Annotated in this window: 24 protein-coding genes and 3 tRNA genes; 12 read left to right on the top strand and 15 right to left on the bottom strand. The window is 68.0% G+C overall.

Annotated features, from left to right (window positions below; genetic code table 11):
* Positions 1–8: 8 nt before the first annotated feature.
* From OHB24_RS14855 to OHB24_RS14845, 3 genes are all read right to left on the bottom strand, one after another.
* Positions 9–1,307: an SWIM zinc finger family protein gene (locus OHB24_RS14855; protein WP_327639592.1), complete on the bottom strand. Its 1,299-nt coding sequence runs from the start codon at positions 1,305–1,307 to the stop codon at positions 9–11.
* Positions 1,308–1,546: 239 nt separating this feature from the next.
* A complete protein-coding gene (locus tag OHB24_RS14850) occupies positions 1,547–3,832 on the bottom strand; it encodes an MFS transporter (RefSeq protein ID WP_327639591.1) in 2,286 nt (761 codons plus the stop codon).
* A 284-nt stretch (positions 3,833–4,116) separates the two neighbouring features.
* Positions 4,117–4,968, bottom strand: coding sequence for a LysR family transcriptional regulator (locus OHB24_RS14845; RefSeq protein WP_327639590.1), 852 nt, complete (start codon positions 4,966–4,968; stop codon positions 4,117–4,119).
* Between the two features lie 88 nt (positions 4,969–5,056).
* On the opposite strand from OHB24_RS14845, the gene OHB24_RS14840 reads away from it, so the two are divergent.
* A complete protein-coding gene (locus OHB24_RS14840; RefSeq protein WP_327639589.1) occupies positions 5,057–5,956 on the top strand; it encodes a TIGR03564 family F420-dependent LLM class oxidoreductase in 900 nt (299 codons plus the stop codon).
* A 4-nt stretch (positions 5,957–5,960) separates the two neighbouring features.
* Positions 5,961–7,058 (top strand): serine hydrolase domain-containing protein, encoded by a 1,098-nt coding sequence (locus tag OHB24_RS14835; protein ID WP_327639588.1) that lies wholly within the window; start codon positions 5,961–5,963, stop codon positions 7,056–7,058.
* Between the two features lie 22 nt (positions 7,059–7,080).
* Here the strand turns inward: OHB24_RS14835 and OHB24_RS14830 are convergent, their stop codons facing one another.
* A complete protein-coding gene (locus OHB24_RS14830) occupies positions 7,081–7,257 on the bottom strand; it encodes a hypothetical protein (protein ID WP_327639587.1) in 177 nt (58 codons plus the stop codon).
* A 127-nt stretch (positions 7,258–7,384) separates the two neighbouring features.
* Here OHB24_RS14830 and OHB24_RS14825 point away from each other — a divergent pair, with 127 nt between their 5' ends.
* Positions 7,385–7,876, top strand: coding sequence for a DNA polymerase ligase N-terminal domain-containing protein (locus tag OHB24_RS14825; protein WP_327639586.1), 492 nt, complete (start codon positions 7,385–7,387; stop codon positions 7,874–7,876).
* Here OHB24_RS14825 and OHB24_RS14820 read toward each other — a convergent pair whose 3' ends face one another.
* The gene (locus OHB24_RS14820; protein ID WP_327639585.1) at positions 7,877–8,524 is read right to left on the bottom strand and encodes a nitroreductase family protein; all 648 of its coding nucleotides are present in this window, start codon (positions 8,522–8,524) and stop codon (positions 7,877–7,879) included.
* A 12-nt stretch (positions 8,525–8,536) separates the two neighbouring features.
* The gene (locus OHB24_RS14815) at positions 8,537–9,496 is read right to left on the bottom strand and encodes a penicillin-insensitive murein endopeptidase (RefSeq protein ID WP_327639584.1); all 960 of its coding nucleotides are present in this window, start codon (positions 9,494–9,496) and stop codon (positions 8,537–8,539) included.
* 126 nt (positions 9,497–9,622) lie between these two features.
* Between OHB24_RS14815 and OHB24_RS14810 the strand changes: the two genes are divergently transcribed.
* The gene (locus tag OHB24_RS14810) at positions 9,623–10,270 is read left to right on the top strand and encodes a nitroreductase family protein (protein ID WP_327639583.1); all 648 of its coding nucleotides are present in this window, start codon (positions 9,623–9,625) and stop codon (positions 10,268–10,270) included.
* A 1-nt stretch (position 10,271) separates the two neighbouring features.
* On the opposite strand, the gene OHB24_RS14805 is transcribed toward OHB24_RS14810, so the two are convergent.
* Genes OHB24_RS14805 through OHB24_RS14795 form a run of 3 tightly spaced genes read right to left on the bottom strand, consistent with a single transcriptional unit; the run spans position 10,272 to position 12,339 of the window.
* Complete coding sequence (locus OHB24_RS14805) at positions 10,272–10,889, bottom strand: L-threonylcarbamoyladenylate synthase (protein ID WP_327639582.1); 618 nt, start codon at positions 10,887–10,889, stop codon at positions 10,272–10,274.
* An 11-nt stretch (positions 10,890–10,900) separates the two neighbouring features.
* Positions 10,901–11,509, bottom strand: a complete 609-nt coding sequence (locus OHB24_RS14800; RefSeq protein ID WP_327639581.1) for a class F sortase — start codon at positions 11,507–11,509, stop codon at positions 10,901–10,903.
* Positions 11,510–11,547: 38 nt separating this feature from the next.
* Positions 11,548–12,339, bottom strand: a complete 792-nt coding sequence (locus OHB24_RS14795; protein WP_327639580.1) for a DUF4397 domain-containing protein — start codon at positions 12,337–12,339, stop codon at positions 11,548–11,550.
* Between the two features lie 249 nt (positions 12,340–12,588).
* Here OHB24_RS14795 and OHB24_RS14790 point away from each other — a divergent pair, with 249 nt between their 5' ends.
* Complete coding sequence (locus OHB24_RS14790; protein WP_327639579.1) at positions 12,589–13,311, top strand: hypothetical protein; 723 nt, start codon at positions 12,589–12,591, stop codon at positions 13,309–13,311.
* A 4-nt stretch (positions 13,312–13,315) separates the two neighbouring features.
* Positions 13,316–14,809: an MFS transporter gene (locus OHB24_RS14785; protein WP_327639578.1), complete on the top strand. Its 1,494-nt coding sequence runs from the start codon at positions 13,316–13,318 to the stop codon at positions 14,807–14,809.
* 9 nt (positions 14,810–14,818) lie between these two features.
* On the opposite strand, the gene OHB24_RS14780 is transcribed toward OHB24_RS14785, so the two are convergent.
* Entirely contained in the window at positions 14,819–15,589 is a 771-nt protein-coding gene (locus tag OHB24_RS14780; protein ID WP_327639577.1) for a DNA alkylation repair protein, read from the bottom strand.
* On the bottom strand, positions 15,541–16,284 hold the full coding sequence (locus OHB24_RS14775; RefSeq protein ID WP_327639576.1) for an SDR family oxidoreductase: 744 nt from the start codon (positions 16,282–16,284) through the stop codon (positions 15,541–15,543). Before OHB24_RS14775 ends, OHB24_RS14780 begins: the two co-directional genes overlap by 49 nt.
* A gap of 234 nt (positions 16,285–16,518) precedes the next feature.
* On the opposite strand from OHB24_RS14775, the gene OHB24_RS14770 reads away from it, so the two are divergent.
* On the top strand, positions 16,519–16,869 hold the full coding sequence (locus OHB24_RS14770) for an STAS domain-containing protein (protein ID WP_327639575.1): 351 nt from the start codon (positions 16,519–16,521) through the stop codon (positions 16,867–16,869).
* Between the two features lie 69 nt (positions 16,870–16,938).
* Entirely contained in the window at positions 16,939–17,667 is a 729-nt protein-coding gene (locus OHB24_RS14765; RefSeq protein ID WP_327639574.1) for a polyprenol monophosphomannose synthase, read from the top strand.
* Between the two features lie 11 nt (positions 17,668–17,678).
* On the opposite strand, the gene OHB24_RS14760 is transcribed toward OHB24_RS14765, so the two are convergent.
* Positions 17,679–18,635: a hypothetical protein gene (locus tag OHB24_RS14760; RefSeq protein WP_327639573.1), complete on the bottom strand. Its 957-nt coding sequence runs from the start codon at positions 18,633–18,635 to the stop codon at positions 17,679–17,681.
* Positions 18,636–18,732: 97 nt separating this feature from the next.
* On the bottom strand, positions 18,733–19,083 hold the full coding sequence (locus OHB24_RS14755) for a metallopeptidase family protein (protein WP_442913972.1): 351 nt from the start codon (positions 19,081–19,083) through the stop codon (positions 18,733–18,735).
* Between the two features lie 84 nt (positions 19,084–19,167).
* Between OHB24_RS14755 and OHB24_RS14750 the strand changes: the two genes are divergently transcribed.
* The 4 genes from OHB24_RS14750 to OHB24_RS14735 all read left to right on the top strand — a co-directional run bounded on the left by OHB24_RS14750 (position 19,168) and on the right by OHB24_RS14735 (position 20,896).
* Positions 19,168–19,240, top strand: a tRNA-Glu gene (locus OHB24_RS14750).
* Positions 19,241–19,299: 59 nt separating this feature from the next.
* Positions 19,300–19,373, top strand: a tRNA-Asp gene (locus tag OHB24_RS14745).
* Between the two features lie 47 nt (positions 19,374–19,420).
* Positions 19,421–19,493, top strand: a tRNA-Phe gene (locus tag OHB24_RS14740).
* Between the two features lie 83 nt (positions 19,494–19,576).
* Positions 19,577–20,896 (top strand): hypothetical protein, encoded by a 1,320-nt coding sequence (locus OHB24_RS14735; RefSeq protein ID WP_327639572.1) that lies wholly within the window; start codon positions 19,577–19,579, stop codon positions 20,894–20,896.
* A 36-nt stretch (positions 20,897–20,932) separates the two neighbouring features.
* Here the strand turns inward: OHB24_RS14735 and OHB24_RS14730 are convergent, their stop codons facing one another.
* Complete coding sequence (locus OHB24_RS14730; protein ID WP_327639571.1) at positions 20,933–22,168, bottom strand: site-specific integrase; 1,236 nt, start codon at positions 22,166–22,168, stop codon at positions 20,933–20,935.
* Positions 22,165–22,371: a helix-turn-helix domain-containing protein gene (locus OHB24_RS14725; RefSeq protein WP_327639570.1), complete on the bottom strand. Its 207-nt coding sequence runs from the start codon at positions 22,369–22,371 to the stop codon at positions 22,165–22,167. The genes OHB24_RS14730 and OHB24_RS14725 overlap by 4 nt, the downstream gene beginning before the upstream one ends.
* Positions 22,372–22,389: the final 18 nt, after the last annotated feature.

Here is a 22,389-nt window from a genome sequence, read left to right as displayed (position 1 = left end):
ATCGTCGTTCACACGATCACCGGCCGATCGCCATGCCAACAGGTCATCGGGCGGAGGCCGGCGCGGTTCCATTCGCCGGCTACGGTGATCGGGTCGCCGGCCGAGACCGCGAGCAGCTTCAACGCATCCCACCCCGGAAGGATCTCCAGCCCGTCCCCGGCCTCGTCCACCAGCGCCCAGCCGTCGCCGTGCCGTGCGGGTCGTACGTCCTGCAGCACCAGCGGCCAGCGTTCGTTCCACGGGTCGGCGGCGAGCGACTCGACGTACGACGCCAATGCCTCGCGGACCGTGAGTCCGGCGGGACGTGGCGCGGGCAGGCGCGGATCGGTCTGAGTCAGGAGGGCGCGCATCGGGAGAGCGCCTGGGTAGTACGAGAGCGCGCCGGGGACGTACTCACCCGGACGAGCCGGGAGCGGGTCAAGCGGACGTCCGGCGGCCGCGAATGTGAGGATCAGTCCGATCCTGCCGGTCGTTGCCCCACGCAACCAGACGCGACGGACCGTGAGGCGGTCGTCGGGTTCGATCACGCGGCCGAGTACGAGCCAGTCGTCCTCGACCTTCTCGCCTTCTTCTCGTACGCGGGCCGTCTCGGTGGTCCAGCCGATCCGGCTCTGCACCGTGTCGGCGAGCGACGGCGGGAGCTCCGCGAGACGGCCGTGCGCCGCGACGACCAGGTGAACGAGGGACAGCTCTTCGAGCAGTTCACCCGGCCAGCCGTGACCACGTCCGACCACACCCGCTGCCCGACGTACTGCTCCCGCCACTCCTGGCGCCTGCGCGTCGACCATCCGCGCGGCGAGGCGGTTCAGCTCGGTGTACGCCCGCTGGTCGAACCCGCCGAGGCCCTGCCGCACCTGGTCGTCCAGCCAACCGGCCAGCTCGGCCAAGCCCGCCGACACCCGATCTGCGCGCCGGGCCGCTCGCTCTTGCGCCGCAATCGGGTCTGCCACCTCGCCGGGCTTCCGCTCCGGCCGCTCAGCGCGCTCGGCCCGCTGGTCGACCCAGCTCCTCACCCAGTCCGGCTCGTCCGCCGGTGACAGCTCGTGCTTCGCCCATAACAGCAGCAGGCCGAGCGCGTGCTTGCACGGGAACTTCCGGGACGGGCAAGAGCATTTGTACGCCGGGCCGCCCAGATCCACGACCGTTTGGTACGGCTGCTTCCCGCTGCCCTGGCACAAGCCCCAGACCGTACGATTCGTGGCCCCGGAGGCCGACCACTTCTCCCCCCGAGCCAGCCCCTGCCCAGCCTTCGCGGACGCAGGATCAGGCGCCAGCCCCACCACCTGCTCCACGTCCCACAACCCCACACCACTCCTCACAGCCGCCTACCCCGAAGCATGCCACCCCACCCCGACACCCCCGCACACCCTCCGCCCCCAACCCCACACTCCGCTGCCCCGCACCGACCCGTCCCCCTCCCGTCCAACGGCCGCATTTGCCTGGTCTACCCACGAGATGCGGGGTTCCGGACCCTGAATACGGGTGTGGAACCCCGCATTTGGTGGGTCAGCCAGGCAAATTGCTGGGTCTGCCAGGCAAATGGGGTTCAGCCGAAGGGTTGGCGGTGGTGGTGTTCGTCGGGGTAGCCGTTGCCGGAGGTGGCCGCCTCGTGAGCGGGTGGGTGGACCTGATGCGTGGCTAGGTGGGTGGAAGGGGCGGCGGGTGGGGGTGGGGTGTTGGAGAGGGTGTCGCGGACTGTGGTCAGGAGGCGGTGTTCGACGGATTCCAGCTCGGCGATGCGGGTGCGGATTTCTTGTTCCTCTGCGCGCGCCTCGGCAAGCAGGTGATCCGCTTCGGTACGAGCGGTTTCGCGGAGGTGGTCGGCGGTGCGTTGGCTGGCGCTGAGGACGCTCAGCTCGTACCGGCGGAGTTCGTCGACCAGTTCGCCCGCGGGACGCTGGGCGTCGAGGATCGCCGCGGCCGGCTGCGGGATTTCGGCGTCCGGAAGAGTGCTCTCGAGGTCGGCGATCTGCTGGTCCACGCGGGTGAACAGGTCCGCGACGTCGGTCCGCATCTGACGGATCGTGTTCGCGGCGGCCTGGACCCGTTCGCTGGCCTCCCGCTCACGTTCACGCGCCGTACGCTCCGCCGACGTGATCACGTCAAGCGCAACCACCGCAGCCCGCTCGGCCGGATCGTCAGGAACGGTTTCACGCACAGGTGGTTCAGCAGCCTCGGACGGGCGGATCGCGACGGTTTGGCGGAGGGGGACTTCGCGGATGAAGAGGACTGCCAGGAAGCTCACGAAAGCAGCTCCGGCGGCGATCACGAAGATCCGTCCGGTCGCGTCGCCGTACGCGTGCCGCACGATCTCCTGGATCGGCCCCGGCAGCGAGTTCACGTCCAGCAAACTCCCCGAGCCGCCCTGCGCCGCAGCCGCCCCGGCACCGAGCTCGCGCAGATGCCCCGTAATCAGATCAGTCACCCGCGTCGCCAGGATCGCCCCCAGCACCGACACGCCAACCGCACCACCAAGGCTCCGGAAGAACGTGACCGACGCACCAGCGGCCCCGACCTCGCTGACGTCCACGGTGTTCTGCACCGCGAGCACCAGGTTCTGCATCGTCATGCCCATCCCGATGCCCATGGCAAGCATCCCGAGCCCGACATACCAGTACGGCGACGTGTGGTCGATCGTGCCGAGCAACCCGAGCCCCGCGGTCAGGAACAACGCGCCGATCACCAGGTACCGCTTCCACTTCCCGAACCGGGTGATCAACTGCCCCGATCCCACCGAGCCGAGGAACGACCCGAACATCATCGGGATGGTCAGCAACCCGGCCTCGGTCGCGCTGTACCCGCGGGCCACCTGGAAGTACTGCCCCAGGAACACCGCGCTCCCGAACATCCCCATCCCGACCGCGACGCTCGCGAGGATCGCCAGCGCCGTTGTCCGTTCCCGTACGACGCGCATCGGCACGAGCGGCTCGGCCGCATGCGTCTCGGTCACCACGGCCAGGATCGCGAGCACCGCCGTACCGCCCAGGTAGGCGCCGGTCTGCCACGACCACCACGGGAAGTGTTCGCCCGCGAACGAGACCCAGATCAGCGGCAGGCTGGCCGCCCCCGCGATCAGCACCGCACCGAGGTAGTCCATCTTGACCTTGCCCCCGGGAGCGCGCAGTACGACCGGCAGGTGCAGGAACCGCTGCAGGACGATCAGCGAGAGTACGGCGAGCGGTACGCACACGTAGAAGCACCAGCGCCACCCGAGCCACGAGGTGTCGACGATGACGCCGCCGACGAGCGGACCGCTGACGGTCGCGAGGGCCATCACGGCGCCCATGTACCCGGAGTACCGCCCCCGCGACCGCGGCGGGATCGCGGCGCCGATGATCGCCTGCGCGAGCGCCATCAGCCCGCCCATCGCGATCCCTTGCAGGACCCGCGCGCCGATCAGGAACGGCACGTTGTGCGAGGCGCCGGCCAGCACGGAGCCGGTCACGAACATGATGATCGCGAGCTGCACGAGCAGCTTCTTGCTCATCAGGTCGGACAGCTTGCCCCACACCGGCGTGGACACGGTCATCGCGAGCAGGCTGGCGGTGACCACCCACGTGTACTGCGTCTGGGTGCCTTCGAGGTCCGCGATGATCGTCGGCAGCGCGTTGCTGACGATCGTCGAGCTGAGGACCGCGGTGAACAGCGCGGCGAGCAGCCCGGCGAGGATCTCCAGGATCTCGCGGTGGGAGAGCTCGGGATCTCCGGCTGGTGGGGCGGCCGGCGGTGGCGCGGACGGCGCGGGGTCGGGGGCGCCGGCGGCGTACCGCGAGCGGTATCGGGCAGGCGTGGAGTCGGCAGGTGTGGCCGGCGAGGCCTGGGTGGCAGACATCAGCTTCCGTTTCGTACGGCGGGAACGCGACGACCGGAGCAGCGGGGTGTGCTGCTCCGTGGCGGAAACGGCCGGCGATGCCCTCACCCGACCTGACTATTTGGTTGCAACTACCAACTTTAATCCCGCACCGTCAGCAACCGTTCACCGGGAGCCATCAAACGCCGGTTCGGCGCATTATGAGACGGGCCCTCCTCGGAACGCGATTTCCCACGTACGATCCCGTGCTTGTTGAGTAATCAACACCGGCCTCCGGCGGAGCTGTCAGGGCCCGCCGGAGGTCCTCACCCGAATGCGTTCACCAGTACGTCGACACACTCGGCGGTCGGCCCCGGTCCGACGACCAGTTGCCCCGGGGCGCTCAGTGGCGACGCGAACGGCCCCATCCAGAGCGCGCCCTCGGCGGCCTCACAGGCCGTGCCGTAGACGACGGTCCACGCAGGCGATCCGGTCGACATCTCGACGATCGCGGCCTCGAGATCGTCCGCCGGCCGGCCGATCCGCGGCTCGAAACCGGCTGCCCGGCAGGCGGCGGTCAGCTCGTCCCGCAACCACTGGTCGGACGGGAGCCGGAGCGGCAGGTCTGCCAGGTCGACCAGCTTCACGCCGTCATCGGCTCGGTACGACGAAGGGACCAGAACGGACAGCGGATCGCGCCAGAGCTCGATCACGCGCAGGTCGGCGGCGGCCACGTCACCACGGACGAACGCGAAGTCCAGCTCACCGGCCCGCAACGCCGTGAGGTACTCGGCGGTGGAGCCCGAGGTGAGTCTGAGGTCGAGGTCCGGCGTCTGGGCTCGCAGCGCCGCGAGGCCGCGCTCCAGCCGGTCCCGGAGCCCCGGCGCCGTGCCGATCCGCAGTACGCCGGAACGCCCGGAGGCAAGCTCCGCGGCCACCTCGCCGGCCCGATCCGCGGCGGACAGGACCGCGCGCGCCTCGCGCAGCATCCGCTCCCCGTCGCCGGTCAGCCGGACGTGCCGCGAGGACCGGTCGAGGAGTTGCAGACCGAGTTCGCGTTCGAGCCGCGCGACCTGCTGGCTGACGGCCGGCTGCACGATGTTGAGCCGCTCGGCGGCACGGCCGAAGTGCAGTTCCTCGGCGACGGTCACGAAGTACCGCAGTTGCCGCAGCTCCATCGGACACCTCCGGCGATCACGATCCCTTATCGCTGCACAGCGTAACTGCGTCTGGGTCGGCGGCCTCCGGACTCGTTGACTGGTGGACATGAGGATCGGACTGTGGATCGACGAAGAGGGCAAGACCATCGACGAGATCGGCGCCGCCGCGAAGGCCGCCGAGGACGCCGGCATCGACCGGGTCTGGTTCAGCCAGCGGCTCGGGTGGGACGCGCTGACGCTGATCGCGGGCGTCGCGCCGTACACCTCGACCATCGGGTACGCCGTCGGCGTCGTGCCGGTGTACCCGCGGCATCCGCTGGCGCTCGCGGCGCAGGCGCTCAGCGTCCAGGTGCTGACCGGCAACCGGTTGACGCTCGGGGTCGGCGCGAGCCATCCGCACATGGTGGAAGGCATGCTCGGTCTGCCGATGGACCGACCGGCGGCCTTCGTCCGTGAGTACGTCGAGGCGCTCGGCCCACTGCTGGCCGGTGAGCCCACCGACTACGTGGGCGAGCGGCTGACCGCCTGCGGGCAGATAGACATCACCGGCGCCGAGACGCCCGAGCTCATCCTGGCCGCTCTCGGTCCGCGGATGCTGAAGACGGCCGGCGAGCTGACCGCCGGTACGACGACCAGCTGGGCGGGTCCTGAGGTGATCGAGAACTTCATCCGCCCCACGATCGACCGCGCCGCAACCGCAGCAGGACGGCCCGAGCCGCAGGTGATCGCGGGCGTCTGCGTCGCGGTCACGGACGATCCGGATGCGACCCGGCAATGGATCCACGACCAGTTCGGGGCGGCCGGCGACATGCCGGCGTACCGGGCGGTCCTGGACCGCGGCGGCAAGGCGGGCCCGGAGGACACCGCGGTCCTCGGTGACGAGGAGACGGTGGCCAAGGAGCTGCAGCGGTTCGCGGACGCCGGTACGACGGAGTTCCTGGTCTGCCCGGTCGGGACGGAGGCGGAGCGAGCGCGCACGATCCAGTTCGCGCACGACTACGTTTGACACCGTGTCGAACATCCCGCCGCAGCACCGACGTACCCGCATGGAGCTTCAGGACGTGGTGCAGCGGCGGATCGACGAACTGGTGGAGACCGAACTCGGTCTGCAGGTCGCGGTGTATCGACACGGCGAGCTCGTCGTGGACGCGGTGGCCGGTGACGGCGTCACCTCGGAGACGCTGTACTTCGCTGCCTCCACCGGCAAGGGCGCGTCCGCGACGGTCGCCAACGTGCTGGTGGATCGCGGCGTACTCGACTACGACCGGCCGATCGTCGAGATCTGGCCCGAGTTCGGGGCGCACGGGAAGGACAAGGCGACACTGCGGCACGTGCTGACGCACTCCGTCGGCCTGCCCGCATTGCCACCCGACACGACTCGGAAAACGCTCCCCGAACAAGCAGAGCGCCTGGCCGTCGCAGAGCCCTGGTGGGAACCGGGCACGAAGATGACCTACCACGCGGAGACCTTCGGCCTGCTCGTCGGTGAGGTCGTGCGTCGCGCGACGGGCCGGACGATCTCCGACGTACTGCGGGAGATCGTGACTCCGCTCGGCCTGCAGGAAAACGTTTTCTTCGCACTGCCTGTGGATCAGCGGCATCGGCTCGCCGAACTCGTGGAGCCCGAGGGCGCCGACGAGACGTTCGCGATGCTGGCCGAGATGTTCGAGAACGTCGTACCGCGGGCGATGCAGCCGCGGGCCGCCGTACTGAACCAGCCAGAGGAGCTCGCGATCGAGGACCCGTCGAGCGGGATCCTCAACGCACGTGGGATCGCCAAGCTGTACGCCGCCCTGATCGGCGAGGTGGACGGGGTCCGGCTGGTCCGGCCGGAGGCGGTCCCGGCGATCACCGGACCGGCGCTGGTCGCGCAGGACGAACTGCTCGGCAATCCGGCGACAATGGCGCTCGGTTATGCGATCGGCCGGCTGGGGTCGGCCGCTGAGGAGAGCCCGGCGTCGTTCGGCTGGCCGGGCATGGGTGGCAGTGTGGCCTGGGCGGACACGCGTTCAGGGGTCACGTTCGCGCTGACCAGGACGCTGTTCGACCCGACGGGGTCAGAGTCGGCGGTCGAGATCGGTAACCTGGTTGCGAAAACTCTTTGCTGAAAAGCCTTACCTGTAAGGGGATTCAGCTTTCGCGGACGGAGCTCTGGTCGATCCAGACGAGATGGCCGTGGTGACTGACGAGAACCTCGTCGGTCCCGGCCGTCCCGGTCCTGCGACCCAGCTCCTGGCCGGCGATCCAGCGTCCGCCGATGCGGATCTGGACGGCGATCGGCCGCGCCGGTGAGGGGGCTACGGACATGGGCACCTGCTTAGGGACAGGGGCGGATGATGGAGGAAGTTGGTGGGCCGGTTTCCCGACCAGTCGCAAGCGTACAGCCGCAACATGACAGACCGTTAGCGGTAACTCGAATTCATCAGGAGCCCAGTTGTCCAAGCCGATTTTCGTCGTGCAGCTCCACGACGCCCGGCGGTTGCATTACGACGTTCGGCTGGAGGTGGACGGGGTGCTGAAGTCTTGGGCCGTGCCGCGCGGGCCGTCGCTGGATCCGATCGTGAAACGGCTCGCGGTGTTCACCACGGACCACGATCTCGAGTACGCGTCGTACGAGGGGGTGCACCGCGACGCGCAGTACGGCAGCGGCGCGGTGATCGTCTGGGACGCCGGCGTCTACACGAACCTCACCCGCGACGACCGGCGGCAGCTGGTCGACCCGGCCGAGGCGATCGAGCGCGGGCACTTGAAGGTGCAACTGCACGGCGTGAAGCTGAACGGGGCCTGGGCTTTCACCCGGACCGGTGGCGACTGGCTGCTGGTCAAGGTGAAGGACCCGGACGCCGATCCGGCCCGGGACCTGACCATCACGGAGCCCCGCTCGGTCCTGAGCGGCCTCACCATCGAGGAGATGGCCGCCTCCTGATCACCAGCCGTCGACGTGCAGTACGTCGTCCAGCGGCTGTCGCGGCGCCGGCTTGAAGTTCGTGCCGATCGAGTACGCCGTCGGGATCAGCACCGTCTGGCGGATGTCCTCGGGCAGACCGAGCAGCTCGGACACCTCCTGCTCGTAGCTGAGGTGCAGCGTGGTCCACGCCGTACCGAGGCCGCGTGCACGCGCCGCGAGCATGTAACTCCACGCCGACGGCAGGATCGAGCCCCACAGGCCGGACTGGTTCCCGGCCGGCAGGTTTCGCGCCTGCAGACAGGGGATGACCAGCACCGGGACCTGACCCATCCGCTCACCCAGGTAGGCCACGCTGTCACCCACTCGGCGCTGCACCGGCCCGCGCTCGGGATCGTCGGCGTGGAGCTTCCCCGCCGCACCCGGGCCGGCCAGGTACGACTCGACAGCGCGCCGGTAGTACTCACCCACCGCAGCGCGCTTCGAAGCGTCCGTGATCACCAGCCAGTGCCACGTCTGCCGATTGCTCCCCGACGGGCCCTGCAACGCGATCTCGATGCACTCCCGGATCAGCTCCATCGGCACCGGCCGCTCGAGGTCGAGCCGCTTGCGGACGGTACGGGTCGTTGTCAGCAGCTCATCGGGGTTCAGGTCGAGGGTGTAAGTCACGCCGACAGTGTGTCAGCAGACGTAGGTGCTGTTCGGGTGGACCTTCTCGCAGTACCGGACGTGCAGGTGGTTGTCGTGGGCCGGCCAGTTCTGGGTCAGGCCCTCGCTGATCAGGGTCGGGTCGTTGAACCAGATGTACTTCACGTGCCCCGGCACCGCAGCGCGAACGGCCTGGATGAGCTGACGGGTAGCTGCCCGGTCGTACGTCGAGGACTCCCAGGTGATCCGTCCCGCGGTGCACTGGGCGCTGTCGGTACGGATCGGCCAGATGTCGATGTCCATCCCGTTCTCGTGGCTGCCATGGCCCGGGATGTCACCACCGTGCTCGAACCCCGCATCGCCGTACGGGACCTTGCCCTGGCCGGTGGACGCGAAGGAGCGGGCTGCGGCTTCCAGCTGCGCCACAGGCGCAGCAGCCGCCCAGTTGGCCGCCGTACCGTTGCCGTCCGGGTCCTGGTCGCACAGGTTCGCGCTGAAGTCCGGGTAGTCGTAGTGCCAGGCCAGGTTGCGCCAGGTGATCGGACCGACGACGCCGTCCGCGCCGATGCCCGCATGCGACTGGAAGGACGCGACCGCGTCGCGGACCGCCGTACTGAAGACACCGTCGACCGGGAGGCTGAGGCGGCGTTTGGCGTTCAACTCGACCTGCAGCGCCTTCACTGCGGCGTTGCTGTCGCCGGAACGGATGGTGGGCGCCAACGCTCCCCACGTCTGTGGTCCGACGATCCCGTCGACCCCCAGACCCTTGGCGGTCTGAAACGCCTTCACAGCGGTGACCGTGGTCGCGCCGAACACCCCGTCCGCGTCAACGGACTGTGCGGCGTGCTGCAGCAGGAACTGGATCGCCTGTACGTCGGCACCACGGTTGCCGCTGCTCTGCGTCGGAAAGAAGGCGTTGGCGTAGGCCTGCGCAGACGCCGGCATCAGCGCCGTGACAAGCACCACGGCCACAACAAGCAGAACACGTCGCATGAGTCCCTCCGGGGCGGATGAGGTAACTAACTAACGCTTACCCGCCACCATTGGTCATTTGGTACCTCAGGACAAGAGTGTGAGATAGTTCTGAAGCAGACTATCTACTAGCGGAGGGATTCGGCGATGGCCCTGAACCTGTCGGCCGGCGAAGTGCTGTCCACGACGCGCGCTGTCCGGAAACGGCTCGACTTCGATCGACCGGTCCCACGCACGCTGATCGAAGAGTGCATCGACCTCGCCACGCAGGCGCCGACCGGGCGGAATCGGCAGCGCTGGCACTTCCTTGTCGTCACCGAGGACGCGCAGCGGCGGGCCGTCGCGGACATCTTCCGACGGGCCCTCGCACAGGCACCTGGGCAGCCGCTGAGCACAGACGACGTACGGCGGATGAACCATCACGCACGCTCGACCGAGCGGGTCTTCGACAGCCTGCGCTACCTGGCCGACAACATCCATCGGGTGCCTGCGTTCGTGATCCCGGCCGTCGAAGGACGGACCGACCGGGCCTCGACGACCGAGCAGGCCGGGACCTGGGGTTCGATCCTGCCGGCCGTGTGGAGCTTCATGCTCGCGGCCCGCGAACGCGGCCTCGGCACGGTCTGGACCACCGCCCAGGGCCCGCTCGAACGTGAGCTCGCCGGAGTCCTCCGCGTGCCCTACGACAAGGTGATGCTGGCGGCGTTCATTCCGCTGGCGTTCACGATCGGGACCGACTTCCGGCCGGCCAAGCGGGTCCCGCGTGAGCAGGTCCTGCACTGGGACCGCTGGTAGATCATTCGAACGGGGTCGGGTCTCCGGAGCCGACGCGGACGACCTCGGGGACGTCCTCGGAGAAGTCGATGACGGTGGTCGGGTCCGTGCCGGCCTCGCCCTCGATGACCGCGTCGATCTGGTTGTCGAGCTCTTCCTTGATCTCCCAGCCCTGCGTCATCGGCTCCTCGTGGCCGGGGAGCAGGAGCGTGCTGGAGACCAGCGGCTCGCCCAGCTCGGCGACCAGCGCCTGGGTGACGACGTGGTCCGGGATGCGTACGCCGACGGTCTTCTTCTTCGGATGCAGCAGCCGCCGCGGCACTTCCTTGGTGGCCGGCAGAATGAACGTGTAGCTCCCCGGCGTGGCCGCCTTGATCGAGCGGAAGACCGCGTTGCTGATGTGCACGAACTGACCGAGCTGCGAGAAGTTCTCGCACACCAGCGTGAAGTGGTGCCGGTCGTCCAGGTGCCGGATCGTGCGGATCCGGTCGATTCCTTCCCGGTTGCCCAGCTGGCAGCCGAGCGCGTAGCAGGAGTCGGTCGGGTACGCGATCAGCCCGTCCTCACGCAACAGGTCCACCACCTGCCCGATCGACCGCCGCTGAGGGTTCTCGGGATGGATGTCGAAATACCTGGCCATGACCGCCGAGCCTACTTGGCCAGCCCGGTGGGCAGTGCGGTCACCACCAGGTTGTCCTCGTAGCCGCCGTTCGATGCGTCGTAGGCGCCCGTACAGGTGATCAGCACCAGACGGTGGTCGGTGGTCTGGTCGAACGCGCCGCTCTTCGTCGCGAGCGCGTCCTTCCGCACCGACACGACCGAGACGACCCGGTACGACGCCGTATGCCCGGACCCGTTCAGTACGACGACCTCACCGCGCCGTACGTCGAGCAACCGGGCGAAGAACCCGAGCCCCTCGGTCTTGGTGTCGACGTGTCCGGCGAGCACCACCGAGCCGAACGGATCACCGGCCTGGGCACCCCCGTCCCACCAGCCGACATGCTGCGCCTTGGCCGGCACCTGGAGCTGACCGGAGACGGTAGTTGCCGGAAGCACCGATGCGCTGGCTCCCCCGGGCAGCACGACCCGTTCCGGGACGAAACGGATGCGTTGGCTCGGCGCCGGCGTACCGACGCGTCCCGGCGGTGCGGACTTCGGAGCGGTCGGCTCCGAGACTGACGGCGTACTGCCGTGCTTGAAACTGACTGTGGACGTGGGTACGGGCGCTGCGCCGTCCGCCTCGGCCGTGCAACCGGCCAAGGCGAGACAGCACAGCGCCGTACCCGCAAGTCGCCGGTTCAGCGACGGACCACCTTCCGGCCCGTGACGACCGCCACCCCGAGCGCGGCGATGAGCACCACGATCCAGAGTCCGGACTGGCCGGCGGGGCTCTGCGCCTGGTCGAGCCCCGCCGCCTGTCCCCCGGTTCCGGTGTCCACCACACCCGGCTTGGCCGACCCGGTGGCCGGCACCTTGATCGTGCCGAGTGCGACGGTCATCGTCTTCTGCGTCGGCGCGCCGATCGCGAACACGCGGGTCAGGTACCCCGCCTGCACCGGCAGATCCAGCGGGCCGAGAACGACCGGCGACGTCGCACCGGTCGGCACGATGTCGACCTTGTACGTGCCCGCCGGAACGACCACGTCCAGGGATTCGCCGTTCGCGACGTTCTGGAAAAGCACCTTTCCGTTCACCCGGATGTCAGCGGGACCGACGGCCGCGTCGTGTGCGACCCGCAATCCGGCTTTGTCCTTCGGCACCGCGGTCAACTTGTTCGCGTACGTCGTGATCAGCGGCGCCCCGGTCGGCGACACCGGCTGATGAATGACGACGTCCAGACTCGCGCCGGAACCCGCCGACACCTCACGCTGGATCACGACCTTGCCGCCCTGCCGCGCAGTGATCATCCGCTTGCCGGATGCGACCCCGAACGGCCCGACGAGCTTCCCACCGGCAACCCCGCTGGCAACCTGACGCCCGTCGACGCTGATGTCGAGGCTGCGTCCGGGCAAGCCCTGGACGAAGTACAGGTTGGCCCCCGCGGCCGCCTTTGCGGGCACCGTGAGTAATGCCGGAGCAGCCGCGATCATCACCGCGAGCAGCAGCGGAAGTACTCTTCGAATTACCGGACTGTGAATTCTCGTAACCTTTTCGTGCACCGCCCGGGATTGCCCGGACACGCTCCGTCTCCGCATTTTTCTCCCCCTCGGAGTTCACCGGAAAATTGTGAAACAAACGCCCGACCCCATGAATTCGGGCGTATCGTATGCGCAAGTTCGACCTGATCGCCAGGGGTGGTGAATCTTCTTTGCGGTCAGGTCCGTTTTTGGGGGGCGGAGGTGGCGGAGTCGCGGCGTACCAGGACCCGATACCTGGCGGCGTTCGCGCTGTTGCTGGGGTACAGCGCGAGCGTCGCCTGCACAGCCGGATCCGGTGGACCGGCGGCACCGAGTCCGGGGCTCGGAAGCTCTGTGCCGTCCTCGGCAGCCACCCCGGAGCCGACGACCACGCCGGGCACCAGCCAGACCAAGCCGGGGATCAAACTCACCGCGGTTCCGCGGGCGGACGGTTCGTTCGACATCACCGAGAACGTGATGTTGCCCGAGGCCACTGACATCCTGCCGGTGCAGCTGCCCGCGTCCGGTGAGCACCTGCCCGGAATGATGGCCCGGACGACGCCCCGCGTGACAAATCTGAAACTGCTCGCCGACGACCAGTCCGTGCCACTCGACAACACCACCATGACCGCGGCCGACTACATTCCGTTGACCGTCCCGGCCACCAGGATCCAGCTGACCTACCGGCTGTCCGGCTCGACGGTGCGCGCCCAGCCGTTGCCGTCGCCGTCGACCCGGGCCGGCGCCGCCATCCGGCCCCTGACCGCGGGCGCCGACGGCACACTGCCGACCGATGTGGCGGTCACCAGCGGATTACTGAACGCGGTCTGCCCGTTGATGACCGAGACCCGGTGCGCGGTCGGCGATCCGCCGAACCTCACGATCCAGCCCGACATCCCGGCCAGCAAGGCCCTCGTCGTACTGCAGCTGAATCTGCCACGCTGACCCCATGAGTTCTGAGTCGTTGAGTGGAGGGCGGATCGCGCTGGGCACGGCGCGAGGCCGGTGGGTGCTGGCGGCCACCGCGCTGGGGTCAGGCATGGCGTTCCTGGACGGGACCGTCGTCAACGTCGCGCTGCCGGCGATGGGCGAGGACCTGAACGCCGACATGGCCGGCCTGCAGTGGATCGTGAACGGCTACATGCTGATGCTGGCGTCGCTGGTGCTGCTCAGCGGTTCGCTCGGCGACCGGCTCGGACGGCGACGGATGTTCGTCGTCGGGGTGATCTGGTTCGCCGCGGCCTCCGTCGTCTGCGCGATCGCGCCGAATCTCGAGGTGATGATCGCGGGCCGCGTCCTGCAAGGCATCGGCGGTGCGCTGCTGACGCCGGGCAGCCTGGCCATCCTGCAGACGACGTTCCAGCATTCCGATCGCGGTAAGGCGGTCGGCACCTGGTCCGGCCTCACCTCGGTGGCCGCGGCCGTCGGCCCGTTCGTCGGCGGCAGTCTGGTCGACAGCGGATCGTGGCAGCTGATCTTCCTGCTGAACGTGCCGCTCGCTCTGGTCACCGTTCTGGTCACGCTCCGGCACGTACCGGAGACCCGCGACGAGGAGGCCGGCGGCAAGCTCGACCTCAACGGCGCGATCCTCGCGACCGTCGGACTCGCCGGCATCACGTACGGCCTGATCAGTGCGGGCGACCACGGTTTCGGCGACGCGATGGTGCTGACCAGCCTGGCGATCGGCGTCGTCGCCTTCGTCGGGTTCATCGAGGCGGAACGGCGCGGCTCGCACCCGATGCTGCCGTTGAACATCTTCGCCAACCGCCGCTTCACCGGCGCGAACCTGGTCACCGTCGTCGTGTACGGCGCCCTCGGTACGGCGACCTTCCTCGTCGTCGTCTACCTGCAGACCGCCCTGCACTACTCAGCGCTCTGGGCCGGCGCGGCCTTGCTCCCGATGACCGTGCTGATGCTCGGCCTGTCCGGGTACGCCGGTGGCTTGGCGGACCGGATCGGCCCACGTATCCCGATGACCGTCGGGCCGGCGCTGATGGCCGGTGGGTTCTTGTTGATGCTGCGGATCAACACCGACACGAGCTACTACAGCGCCGTACTGCCCGCCGTCGTTTTGCTCGGGCTCGGTCTGGTCGCGACCGTGGCGCCGCTGACCGCGACCGTGCTGTCGTCGGTCGAGGACCACCACGCGGGGATCGCGTCCGGGGTGAACAACGCGATCGCCCGGTCGGCGCAACTGATGGCGGTCGCGGCGATCCCGATGGCGGCCGGCATCACCGGCGACGCGTACCGCGATCCCGTTGCCTTCCACAACGGGTTCGGGCACGCGTTGTGGATCTCCGCCGTCCTCGCGGCAGCCGGCGGCGTGATCGCGTGGGTGACCCTCGGCGATCGCGGCGTACCGCACAAGCACCACCTCGTGCACCACCACACACATTGCGCACTCGAGGCCCCGCCGTACGCCGACAGCCGCACGCCGAACTGATTTGTCGACTTATCTTTTGAGGTAGTGCGCGCGGCTGGCCGGGTCCAGGCGCTCGATGGAGTAGCGGAGCATGGTTCGCGGCATGCGAGTCGCGTACTCGTCGAGGAAGGCGCGCAGCTCGTCCTCGGACACCCGCTTGCCGGCTTCGCGCAGCATCCACCCGGAGGCCTTGTGGACAAGGTCTTCCGGATCGTCGAGGACCTCGGCGGCCAGCTTGTACGTGTCCGCGGTCTGCCCCTGGCCGATCAGGTACTGCGTCGCGACCAGCGCGATCCGGCGTTCCCAGAGCACGCTCGAGCGGATCAGCACGTAGAGGGGATCGCGGGGCTTGTCGAGCAGGTACCCGCCGACGACCTGGGGAGCGCTGCAGTCCACCAGATCCCAGTTGTTGATGTACGCCGTACTGCGGGAGTACAGCTCGTAGATCGCGGTGAGCTCCTGCGGTTTCGCCGTACGCGGCTTGAGACTGCGCGACGCGCGATCGGCCAGCAGGCAAAGGATCGCGAGCCGATGCTCGTGCACCGGACTGGTCAGGGCCTGCTCCAGTTCGGGCAGCGGGAGGTCGGCACGCAGGTACGGCTTGAGGATGCCGCGGATCGTCGAGAGCTTCACGCCGATCATCTGGTCGCCGTGACCGTACTCTCCGGGCCCGAGCTTGAAGTAGCGCGCGAGTACCTCCGCCACCGCGGGATCCGCGGCCGCGTCGACGTCGGCGATCAGGTCGTTTGTCGTCAGACCAGCATCCCTCCGGTCGCACGGAGGTTCTGCCCGGTCATCCACCGGGAGTCGGGACCGGCGAGGAACGCGACCACGTCCGCGACCTCGGCGGGCTCGCCCATCCGGCCGAGCGCGGTGATGCCGACCAGTGCGTCCTGGACCGCGGGCGGATTGTGGTCGTGGAACATGTCGGTGTCGGTCGCGCCCGGCGACACAGTGTTGACGGTGATCGCCCGCGGGCCGTACTCGCGGGCGGCGATCTTCACGAACTGTTCGAGCGCTGCCTTGCTCGCGGCGTACAGCGAGATCCCGGGTCCCGGCATCACGGTGTTCAGGGTGGACAGCGCAACGATCCGGCCGCCGTCAGGGAGGACGCGGCCGGCGCGCTGGATGGCGAAATACGGACCTTTGACGTTGGTCGCGAACAGTTGGTCGTAGTCCTCGACGGTGACGTCGGCGATCGGCTTCACCATCGCCTGCGCCGCGTTGCAGACGAAGATGTCGAGCGTCCCGGTCGGCTCGGCCGCGCGATCGAACAGTCCGTCGATCGCGGACAGGTCCGACTGATCCGCCTGTACGGCGATCGCCTCGCCGCCGGCCGCCTTCACCTCCGCGACCACCTCTGCCGCGGCCGCTTCACTGCTCGCATACGTGAAAGTCACCACGGCGCCGTCCGCGGCCAACCGCCGTACGATCGCCGCTCCGATCCCCCGCGAGCCGCCAGTGACCAGCGCTGTCTTACCGTCGAGAACGCCCATACCGCCTTGTCTACCACCCCGCTAGGTCCGTCGTTTGTTTTACTCTGACAGCGCTTACAGCCCGCAGGTCACGCTCCGGGGCCATACTCGGCAGACCCGTTGTACGGCTTGCGCGTTGGGGCATACGGTGTGAGCACAGGGCAGTTCCAGATCCGCCAGGACCCGCGTTCGTGGCGCTACCCCGGGGAGACAACCCGCGTGACCAGCCACCCAGCAGAGCCTCGGGACGGCGAAATGATCCGCACCACCTTCGCCGCCGTGACCGAAGAACTGGCACCCGGCGTCCTGCTGGTCCGGATGTCCGGCGAGATCGACATCGCGAGCACCGAATTCGCCGCCGAGTCGATCCACGCCGCGGTCGCGCCACCGGCACGGCTGGTGCTGATCGACCTCTCCGCCGTCACGTTCTGCAGTTCCGCGGGTCTCGGCAACCTGGTCGAGGCGCGCAACCTGGCCGGACGGCACAACATCACCCTCGCCCTGGTCGGCGTCGGCCGCCCGGTCGACCGCCCGCTCAGCGTCACCGGCCTCGGCGGCCAGTTCCGCATCTACGGCACGGCCGAAGAGGCCCTCGCCGAGCTCTGAGAGACGCCCTCTTGGATCACCGTGGTCGGCGGATACGGTAGCTTTCGGTGTCTCCGACGAAGGAAAGTCATGGGTGAGCTAGCCAAGATCGTGGTCGTCGTACCGACCTACAACGAGCGGGACAACCTGCCCGTGCTGGCCGGGCTGCTGTCCGACCTGAACCTGCCCGGCCTGGAGCTTCTCGTCGTCGACGACAACTCCCCCGACGGTACGGGCGACGTCGCCGACGAACTGGCGAAGGAGTCGCCGGAGAAGGTCGGCGTACTGCACCGGACCGCGAAGGACGGACTAGGCCGCGCGTACGTCGCCGGGATCACCCGCGCGCTCGACGAAGGCGCCGACATCGTCATCCAGATGGACGCCGACCTGTCGCACCCGGCCTCGGTCGTCCCGATCATGGTCGAGACGCTGCGGACCACGGAGGCCGGCGTCGTGATCGGCTCCCGGTACGTGCCGGGCGGCTCGGCCGCGGCCGAGTGGGGCTGGCACCGGCGGGCGCTGTCCGCGTTCGCGAACTTCTACGTGAACGCCATCCTTCGGCTGCACGTGAAGGACGCCACCGCCGGGTTCAAGGCGTGGAAGGCCGACACCCTGCGCTGGATCGACGTGGCGTCGATCGGGAGCAACGGGTACTCGTTCCAGGTCGAGATGAACTACCGGACGGTCAAACGCGGCCTGAAGATCGCCGAGGTCCCGATCCACTTCGAGGAACGCACCGAAGGCGTCTCCAAGATGTCGCTGAAGGTACAGCTCGAGTCGGCGCTCATGCCGTGGAAACTCCTCTTCGGCCGTTCCTAGACTCTTTCTCTCTAGATCGAACGCGCGACGGAGGCGAGCATGCGGTCGCCGTCCTTGAAGACCGACTTCTGCGCGTCCTTCCGGGCCGCGACGCACAGCGTGACCGTCACGTTGTGGATCGACTCGACGCCGGTCATCGTCGTACACCTGGAGACGAGCGAGAACACGGCACCGTTCGGCGCCGTATAGCGGCCCGAGTAGGTCATCTCGGCCTGCGCGCCGATGTTCGAGTTCGCCGGGCTGACCGTCCGTACCGGACCTTGCTTGGCGGCCTTCAGTTTGTCGGCCTTGATCAGCGCCTGCGCGGTGGCTACGACCGCGGTGCGCGGGGAGATACCGGCCGGGCTGACCACGACAACGGCGGCGCCGGCTTTAGTCGTGGCGCCCAGCGTGACGGAGTACGTCGTCGAGCGGCTCTTACGCCAGCCCGCCGCCGGGGTGACGTACACGTCGTCGTACACGGCTATGCCCTTGTCGACGTCCTTGAGGGTCCGGCGCCGCTCGGCGGGCGTGGGCTTGGGGGTGTACGACGGGGTCGGCGTGGCGGACGGGGCCGTGGTCGGGGGTTCGGTGGACGGGCTCGCGCTGGGGGTCGACACCTCATCGGTGAACGTGGCCGTCGCGACAGGGACGCCTCCGTCGGCGGTGTCGTCGCCACCGCGCGTCAGGAGGACAACAGCACCACCGATGAGCGCAACCACCACCGCGACGGCGCCAGCCAGCAGCCAGGGACCCTTCGAACGCTTGCCGGGCGGCTGATGGCCACCTGAGTACGGACCCTGCGGTCCGCCGTACTGGGGCGGCTGGTTGCCGTACTGGGGTGGCTGGCCCCCGTACTGCGGTGGCTGGCCGCCGTACTGCGGCGGTTGGCCGTACTGCGGCAGTGGGGCGGTGTGTTCCGGCGGTGCGCCGTACGGCCCGGTCGGGCGGTGGTCGGGGTTCCAGGCAGGCGGTTGCTGATCGCTCACGGCGGGAGCCTCACTAGATCGTTCAAAAGACAGGGAGATCCGGTCCCCGAAACCGGCCGCCAGAGGCTACCCCACGCAGCCGCGATCGGCCTAGGGATCAGCCGTATCCGAGTTCGTGCAACCGCGCGTCGTCGATGCCGAAGTGGTGCGCGATCTCGTGCACCACCGTGATGTTCACCTCATCGACGACATCGTCGACCTCCTCGCAGATCGCGAGCGTCGGGTTCCGATAGATCGTGATCCGATCCGGCAGTACGCCGCCGTAGTCGTGCCCGCGCTCGGTCAACGGAATGCCCTCGTAGATCCCCAGCAGGTCCGGATCGCTCGCCGGCGGCTCGTCCTCCACAAACACCGCCACGTTGTCGATCAGCGCCGCCAACTCCTCCGGCACCTCGTCCAGCGCCTGCGCCACGAGCCCCTCGAAGTCGACCCGACTCATCTCGATCACACCACCAGTATCTCGTTTTGGAAGCTGGCGCGGTCTCCTCTATGCTTACGGCTGTCCCTGGAGCTTCGGCTCCCGCGGGTCCGAGTCCCCATCGTCTAGTGGCCTAGGACGCTGCCCTTTCAAGGCGGTAACGCGGGTTCGAATCCCGTTGGGGATACGGTCGAAAGACCGGTGGAAGAAGTACCTCGAAGATGCTGTAAGATCGTCGAGTCATCTGGCCCAGTGGCGCAGTTGGTTAGCGTGCCGCCCTGTCACGGCGGAGGTCGCGGGTTCGAGTCCCGTCTGGGTCGCAGGAGAAGGCGGCGGTGTCACCACACCGCCGCCGAACTTTCTCCCCGGTCAGGTAGCTCAGCTGGTAGAGCGTCCGCCTGAAAAGCGGAAGGTCGGCGGTTCGAGACCGCCCCTGACCACCCTTCTCACCTGCGCATTCGTTGCGGTCAACCCGAAAGACGATCGCCGACTGCAGCAATAGCTGTAGCAACCGTCCGAGGGTGTGATCCAGGGGGCCTCGTTGGCTGGAGACGTAATTCGCTATGGGGATCGGCCCTGGGCAATCGCGATCAGCATTGGTCCAGATGGCGAACTTGCCGAGTGCGTCCGCAGGCACTTCCCGGTCGTTGAGTTCGTCTCGAACGAAGAGGCTCTGAACCTGCATCAGCCCGAGTTCGATGCGGCGATTGTCGTCGGGGAACCCCCAGCGCTAGACGTCAGTCTTCAGGTGCTCCAGTTTGGTGGCCAGCCCTCGGCTGACCGAGGCGCGTTAATGCACCCCAACGGAACAAAGTCACTAATCCTGCGCGCCGCCACGGGCGTTGGCGCTCGCAATTTCGCACTCGCCGACGCCGCAAGTCAGCTGGGAGTAGCGGCGATCACGAGGCAGACAGTCGTGCCCACACCAGCGTCGGACTACCGCGTCTTGCAGTGGTCGTACACCAACCGCGCCCCGGCCTCAACTCCAGAAGGCCGCGCCATCACCGAGTTCGCCACTGACGCTGCCGGCGCCAGCCTTGCTGGCTACGTCAGGCGCGGAAGTCAGGCGGAGGCGGGATACCTCTGGTGGCTACCTGATAGTGCCCTCGCGGAAGCCTGTCGTTGGTTACTCGCGGCAGTTCGCTGGTGGCAAGAGATTGACGCCGGGGCGTTCCCGCCAGCAGGGACGTGGAGCGAGCAGCGGACGTGGATGACTCATGGTGAGATCATCGCGGCCGACGCGATCGACCAACTGACGAAGGACGCGGAAGAGTTTCGCCGTCGTCACGAGGCTCGCATGCAACAGGCTGTAGCAGATCAGGAGGTAGCCCAAGCGGCCGCGATCTCGGGTCCGAGACGTCTCCTAACTGCGCAGGGAGACGAACTGGTCGAAGCCGTCATCGCGACGCTCACGATCCTTGGATTTAGTGTCGTGGATTCTGATCGGCAGAGCGAAAATGCCCAGTTCAAGCAGGAGGACCTGCGAATCACCGACGGCGATTGGACCTGCCTCGCGGAGGTGAAGGGTTACAAGAAGGGCGCCAAGTCGTCGGATCTGCTCCAGATCGGCAAGGCGGTCGAGGTCTACGTAGAGCGGGGAAACCCACGACCTGCTGCGCGTTGGTACGTCGTCAATCACAGCATCCAAACGCCACCCGATCTGCGCGACGCCCCACTTGCTGGCGTGCCTGATGTGCCCGTCTTCGCAAGCATGGGCGGCACAGTTCTGGATACCCGAGTGCTTTTTGCGATGCACCGCTCCGTCGAGGCTGGTGAGCTGAGCCCAGAGGACGCGCGCAACAAGCTGAAGCTGGCAACAGGCGTGTACCCCGTGAACGGATAGGGAGTGCCCACCGGGGCAAGCACTCCCCTAGCCGCGTCAATCCAGGTGTTCTCCGAGCCTGCGCAGCGCCTCGCGCTTGTCGTCCAGCGACGTATGCGCGTAGATCGTCATCGTTACGTCCAGGTTGGCGTGCCCGACGATGGCCTGCACGATGTGCGGCGGGACCTGGAGTCCGAGCAGCAGCGTGACACAGCTGTGCCTCAGGTCGTGCAGCCGCACACCGTCGAGGCCGGCGGCGGTGCGCAGCGGGTACCAGCTGCGTCGCAGGTTGTCCGGCTCGATCGGCGTACCGATCTCGGTTGTGAAGACGTAGCCGGTGTCCTTCCAGGTCGCACCGGCCGACTTGCGTTCGCGGTTCTGCCGCTCACGGTGCTCGCGCAGGTCGTCAACACAGCGGGCGATCAGTGGAACGGTGCGCCGGGATCGGCGGGTCTTTGGCGTGACGGCGCGGAGTTCACCGTCCACCCGCTGCAAGGCCTGTCGGATCTCCAGGTACTCGTTGTCCAGGTCAACGTCGTCCCAGCGCAGACCAAGCAGTTCACCACGGCGCAATCCGAGGTAGAGCGCCAATGTGTACAGGGCTTTCAGCCGGTCGCCTTCGGCTGCCACTCGTAGCTTTCGGGCTTGGTCGGCGTTGAGGCCCCGGTTGACCTCGTAGGTGGCCCCACGCACCTGGACGAGCTTGGCGACGTTGCGCTGCACGAGTTCTTCCCGTACCGCGGCCTGCAAGGCATTGCGCAGCACCGAGTGGATCTGCTCCACCAGGCGGTCTGACGGAGTCCTGTGGCAGCAGCGACCGAGCGAGCAGCAGCGAGCCTTCTTGCCGCGTCGTTCGTCGTAGCCGTGCAGGCAGCACAGGCAGGTGTTGGAGACGCGCTGCATGAACATACGCACGTCGGCGCCGTTGAGCTTGTGCAGCTTCTTACGGCCCAGCACCGGGATGATGTGGACCCGGGCCACCACCTCGTAGCCCTGGTGGGTCTTCGGCTTCCGCGACGGCTTGACGACGTACTCCAGCCAGTGGTGCATGAACGCCTCCAGCGTCCAGTTGGTCGCTTCGGCCGGGATGCCCTGGTCAGACCTGGCCTGGAGGTTGCGGAGCTTGGTCGTCACCACGGCTTCGGTCTTGCCGGTGACTACCTTGCGCCGACGTGTTCCGTCCGGCATCAGTACGTAGGCGGCCCCGACCCACAGATTGTCCTCGCTGCGCTGATAGACCGAACCCTGACCGTTTGATCTGCGGGTGCGCTTCTTGCGCGGGGCGTTCGTCATGCTGCGGTCTCCTCTTCGAGCAGGGTGATGGCTTCTTCGAGTGCCGAGACGCGCACGAGTCGGCGGGCGCCGATCTTGACGGTCTTCAGCTTGTTGGTGCGGATCAGGTCGTAGAGCGTGGATCGGTGGATGTTGAGCCGCTGTGCGGCTTCGTCGGTGGTGATCAGCAGGCGTTCGATCTCGGTCGGGGGATGGTCGGTCATCGCGGTGTTCCTCCGAGT

This window comes from Kribbella sp. NBC_00482, assembly GCF_036013725.1.
In the GTDB taxonomy this organism is placed as follows: domain Bacteria; phylum Actinomycetota; class Actinomycetes; order Propionibacteriales; family Kribbellaceae; genus Kribbella.
This window is presented reverse-complemented; position numbering and strand designations above follow the sequence as displayed.

Bases quoted from the DNA above. Each gene is read 5' to 3' on its own strand.
- OHB24_RS14840 (WP_327639589.1), top strand. From the start codon at position 5,057: ATGAGGATCGGACTGTGGATCGACGAAGAGGGCAAGACCATCGACGAG.
- OHB24_RS14775 (WP_327639576.1), bottom strand. From the start codon at position 16,284: ATGGGCGTTCTCGACGGTAAGACAGCGCTGGTCACTGGCGGCTCGCGG.
- OHB24_RS14850 (WP_327639591.1), bottom strand. From the start codon at position 3,832: ATGTCTGCCACCCAGGCCTCGCCGGCCACACCTGCCGACTCCACGCCT.
- OHB24_RS14765 (WP_327639574.1), top strand. From the start codon at position 16,939: ATGGGTGAGCTAGCCAAGATCGTGGTCGTCGTACCGACCTACAACGAG.
- OHB24_RS14795 (WP_327639580.1), bottom strand. From the start codon at position 12,339: ATGATCGCGGCTGCTCCGGCATTACTCACGGTGCCCGCAAAGGCGGCC.
- OHB24_RS14770 (WP_327639575.1), top strand. From the start codon at position 16,519: ATGATCCGCACCACCTTCGCCGCCGTGACCGAAGAACTGGCACCCGGC.
- OHB24_RS14815 (WP_327639584.1), bottom strand. From the start codon at position 9,496: ATGCGACGTGTTCTGCTTGTTGTGGCCGTGGTGCTTGTCACGGCGCTG.
- OHB24_RS14730 (WP_327639571.1), bottom strand. From the start codon at position 22,168: ATGACGAACGCCCCGCGCAAGAAGCGCACCCGCAGATCAAACGGTCAG.
- OHB24_RS14805 (WP_327639582.1), bottom strand. From the start codon at position 10,889: ATGGCCAGGTATTTCGACATCCATCCCGAGAACCCTCAGCGGCGGTCG.
- OHB24_RS14810 (WP_327639583.1), top strand. From the start codon at position 9,623: ATGGCCCTGAACCTGTCGGCCGGCGAAGTGCTGTCCACGACGCGCGCT.
- OHB24_RS14830 (WP_327639587.1), bottom strand. From the start codon at position 7,257: ATGTCCGTAGCCCCCTCACCGGCGCGGCCGATCGCCGTCCAGATCCGC.
- OHB24_RS14725 (WP_327639570.1), bottom strand. From the start codon at position 22,371: ATGACCGACCATCCCCCGACCGAGATCGAACGCCTGCTGATCACCACC.
- OHB24_RS14845 (WP_327639590.1), bottom strand. From the start codon at position 4,968: ATGGAGCTGCGGCAACTGCGGTACTTCGTGACCGTCGCCGAGGAACTG.
- OHB24_RS14785 (WP_327639578.1), top strand. From the start codon at position 13,316: ATGAGTTCTGAGTCGTTGAGTGGAGGGCGGATCGCGCTGGGCACGGCG.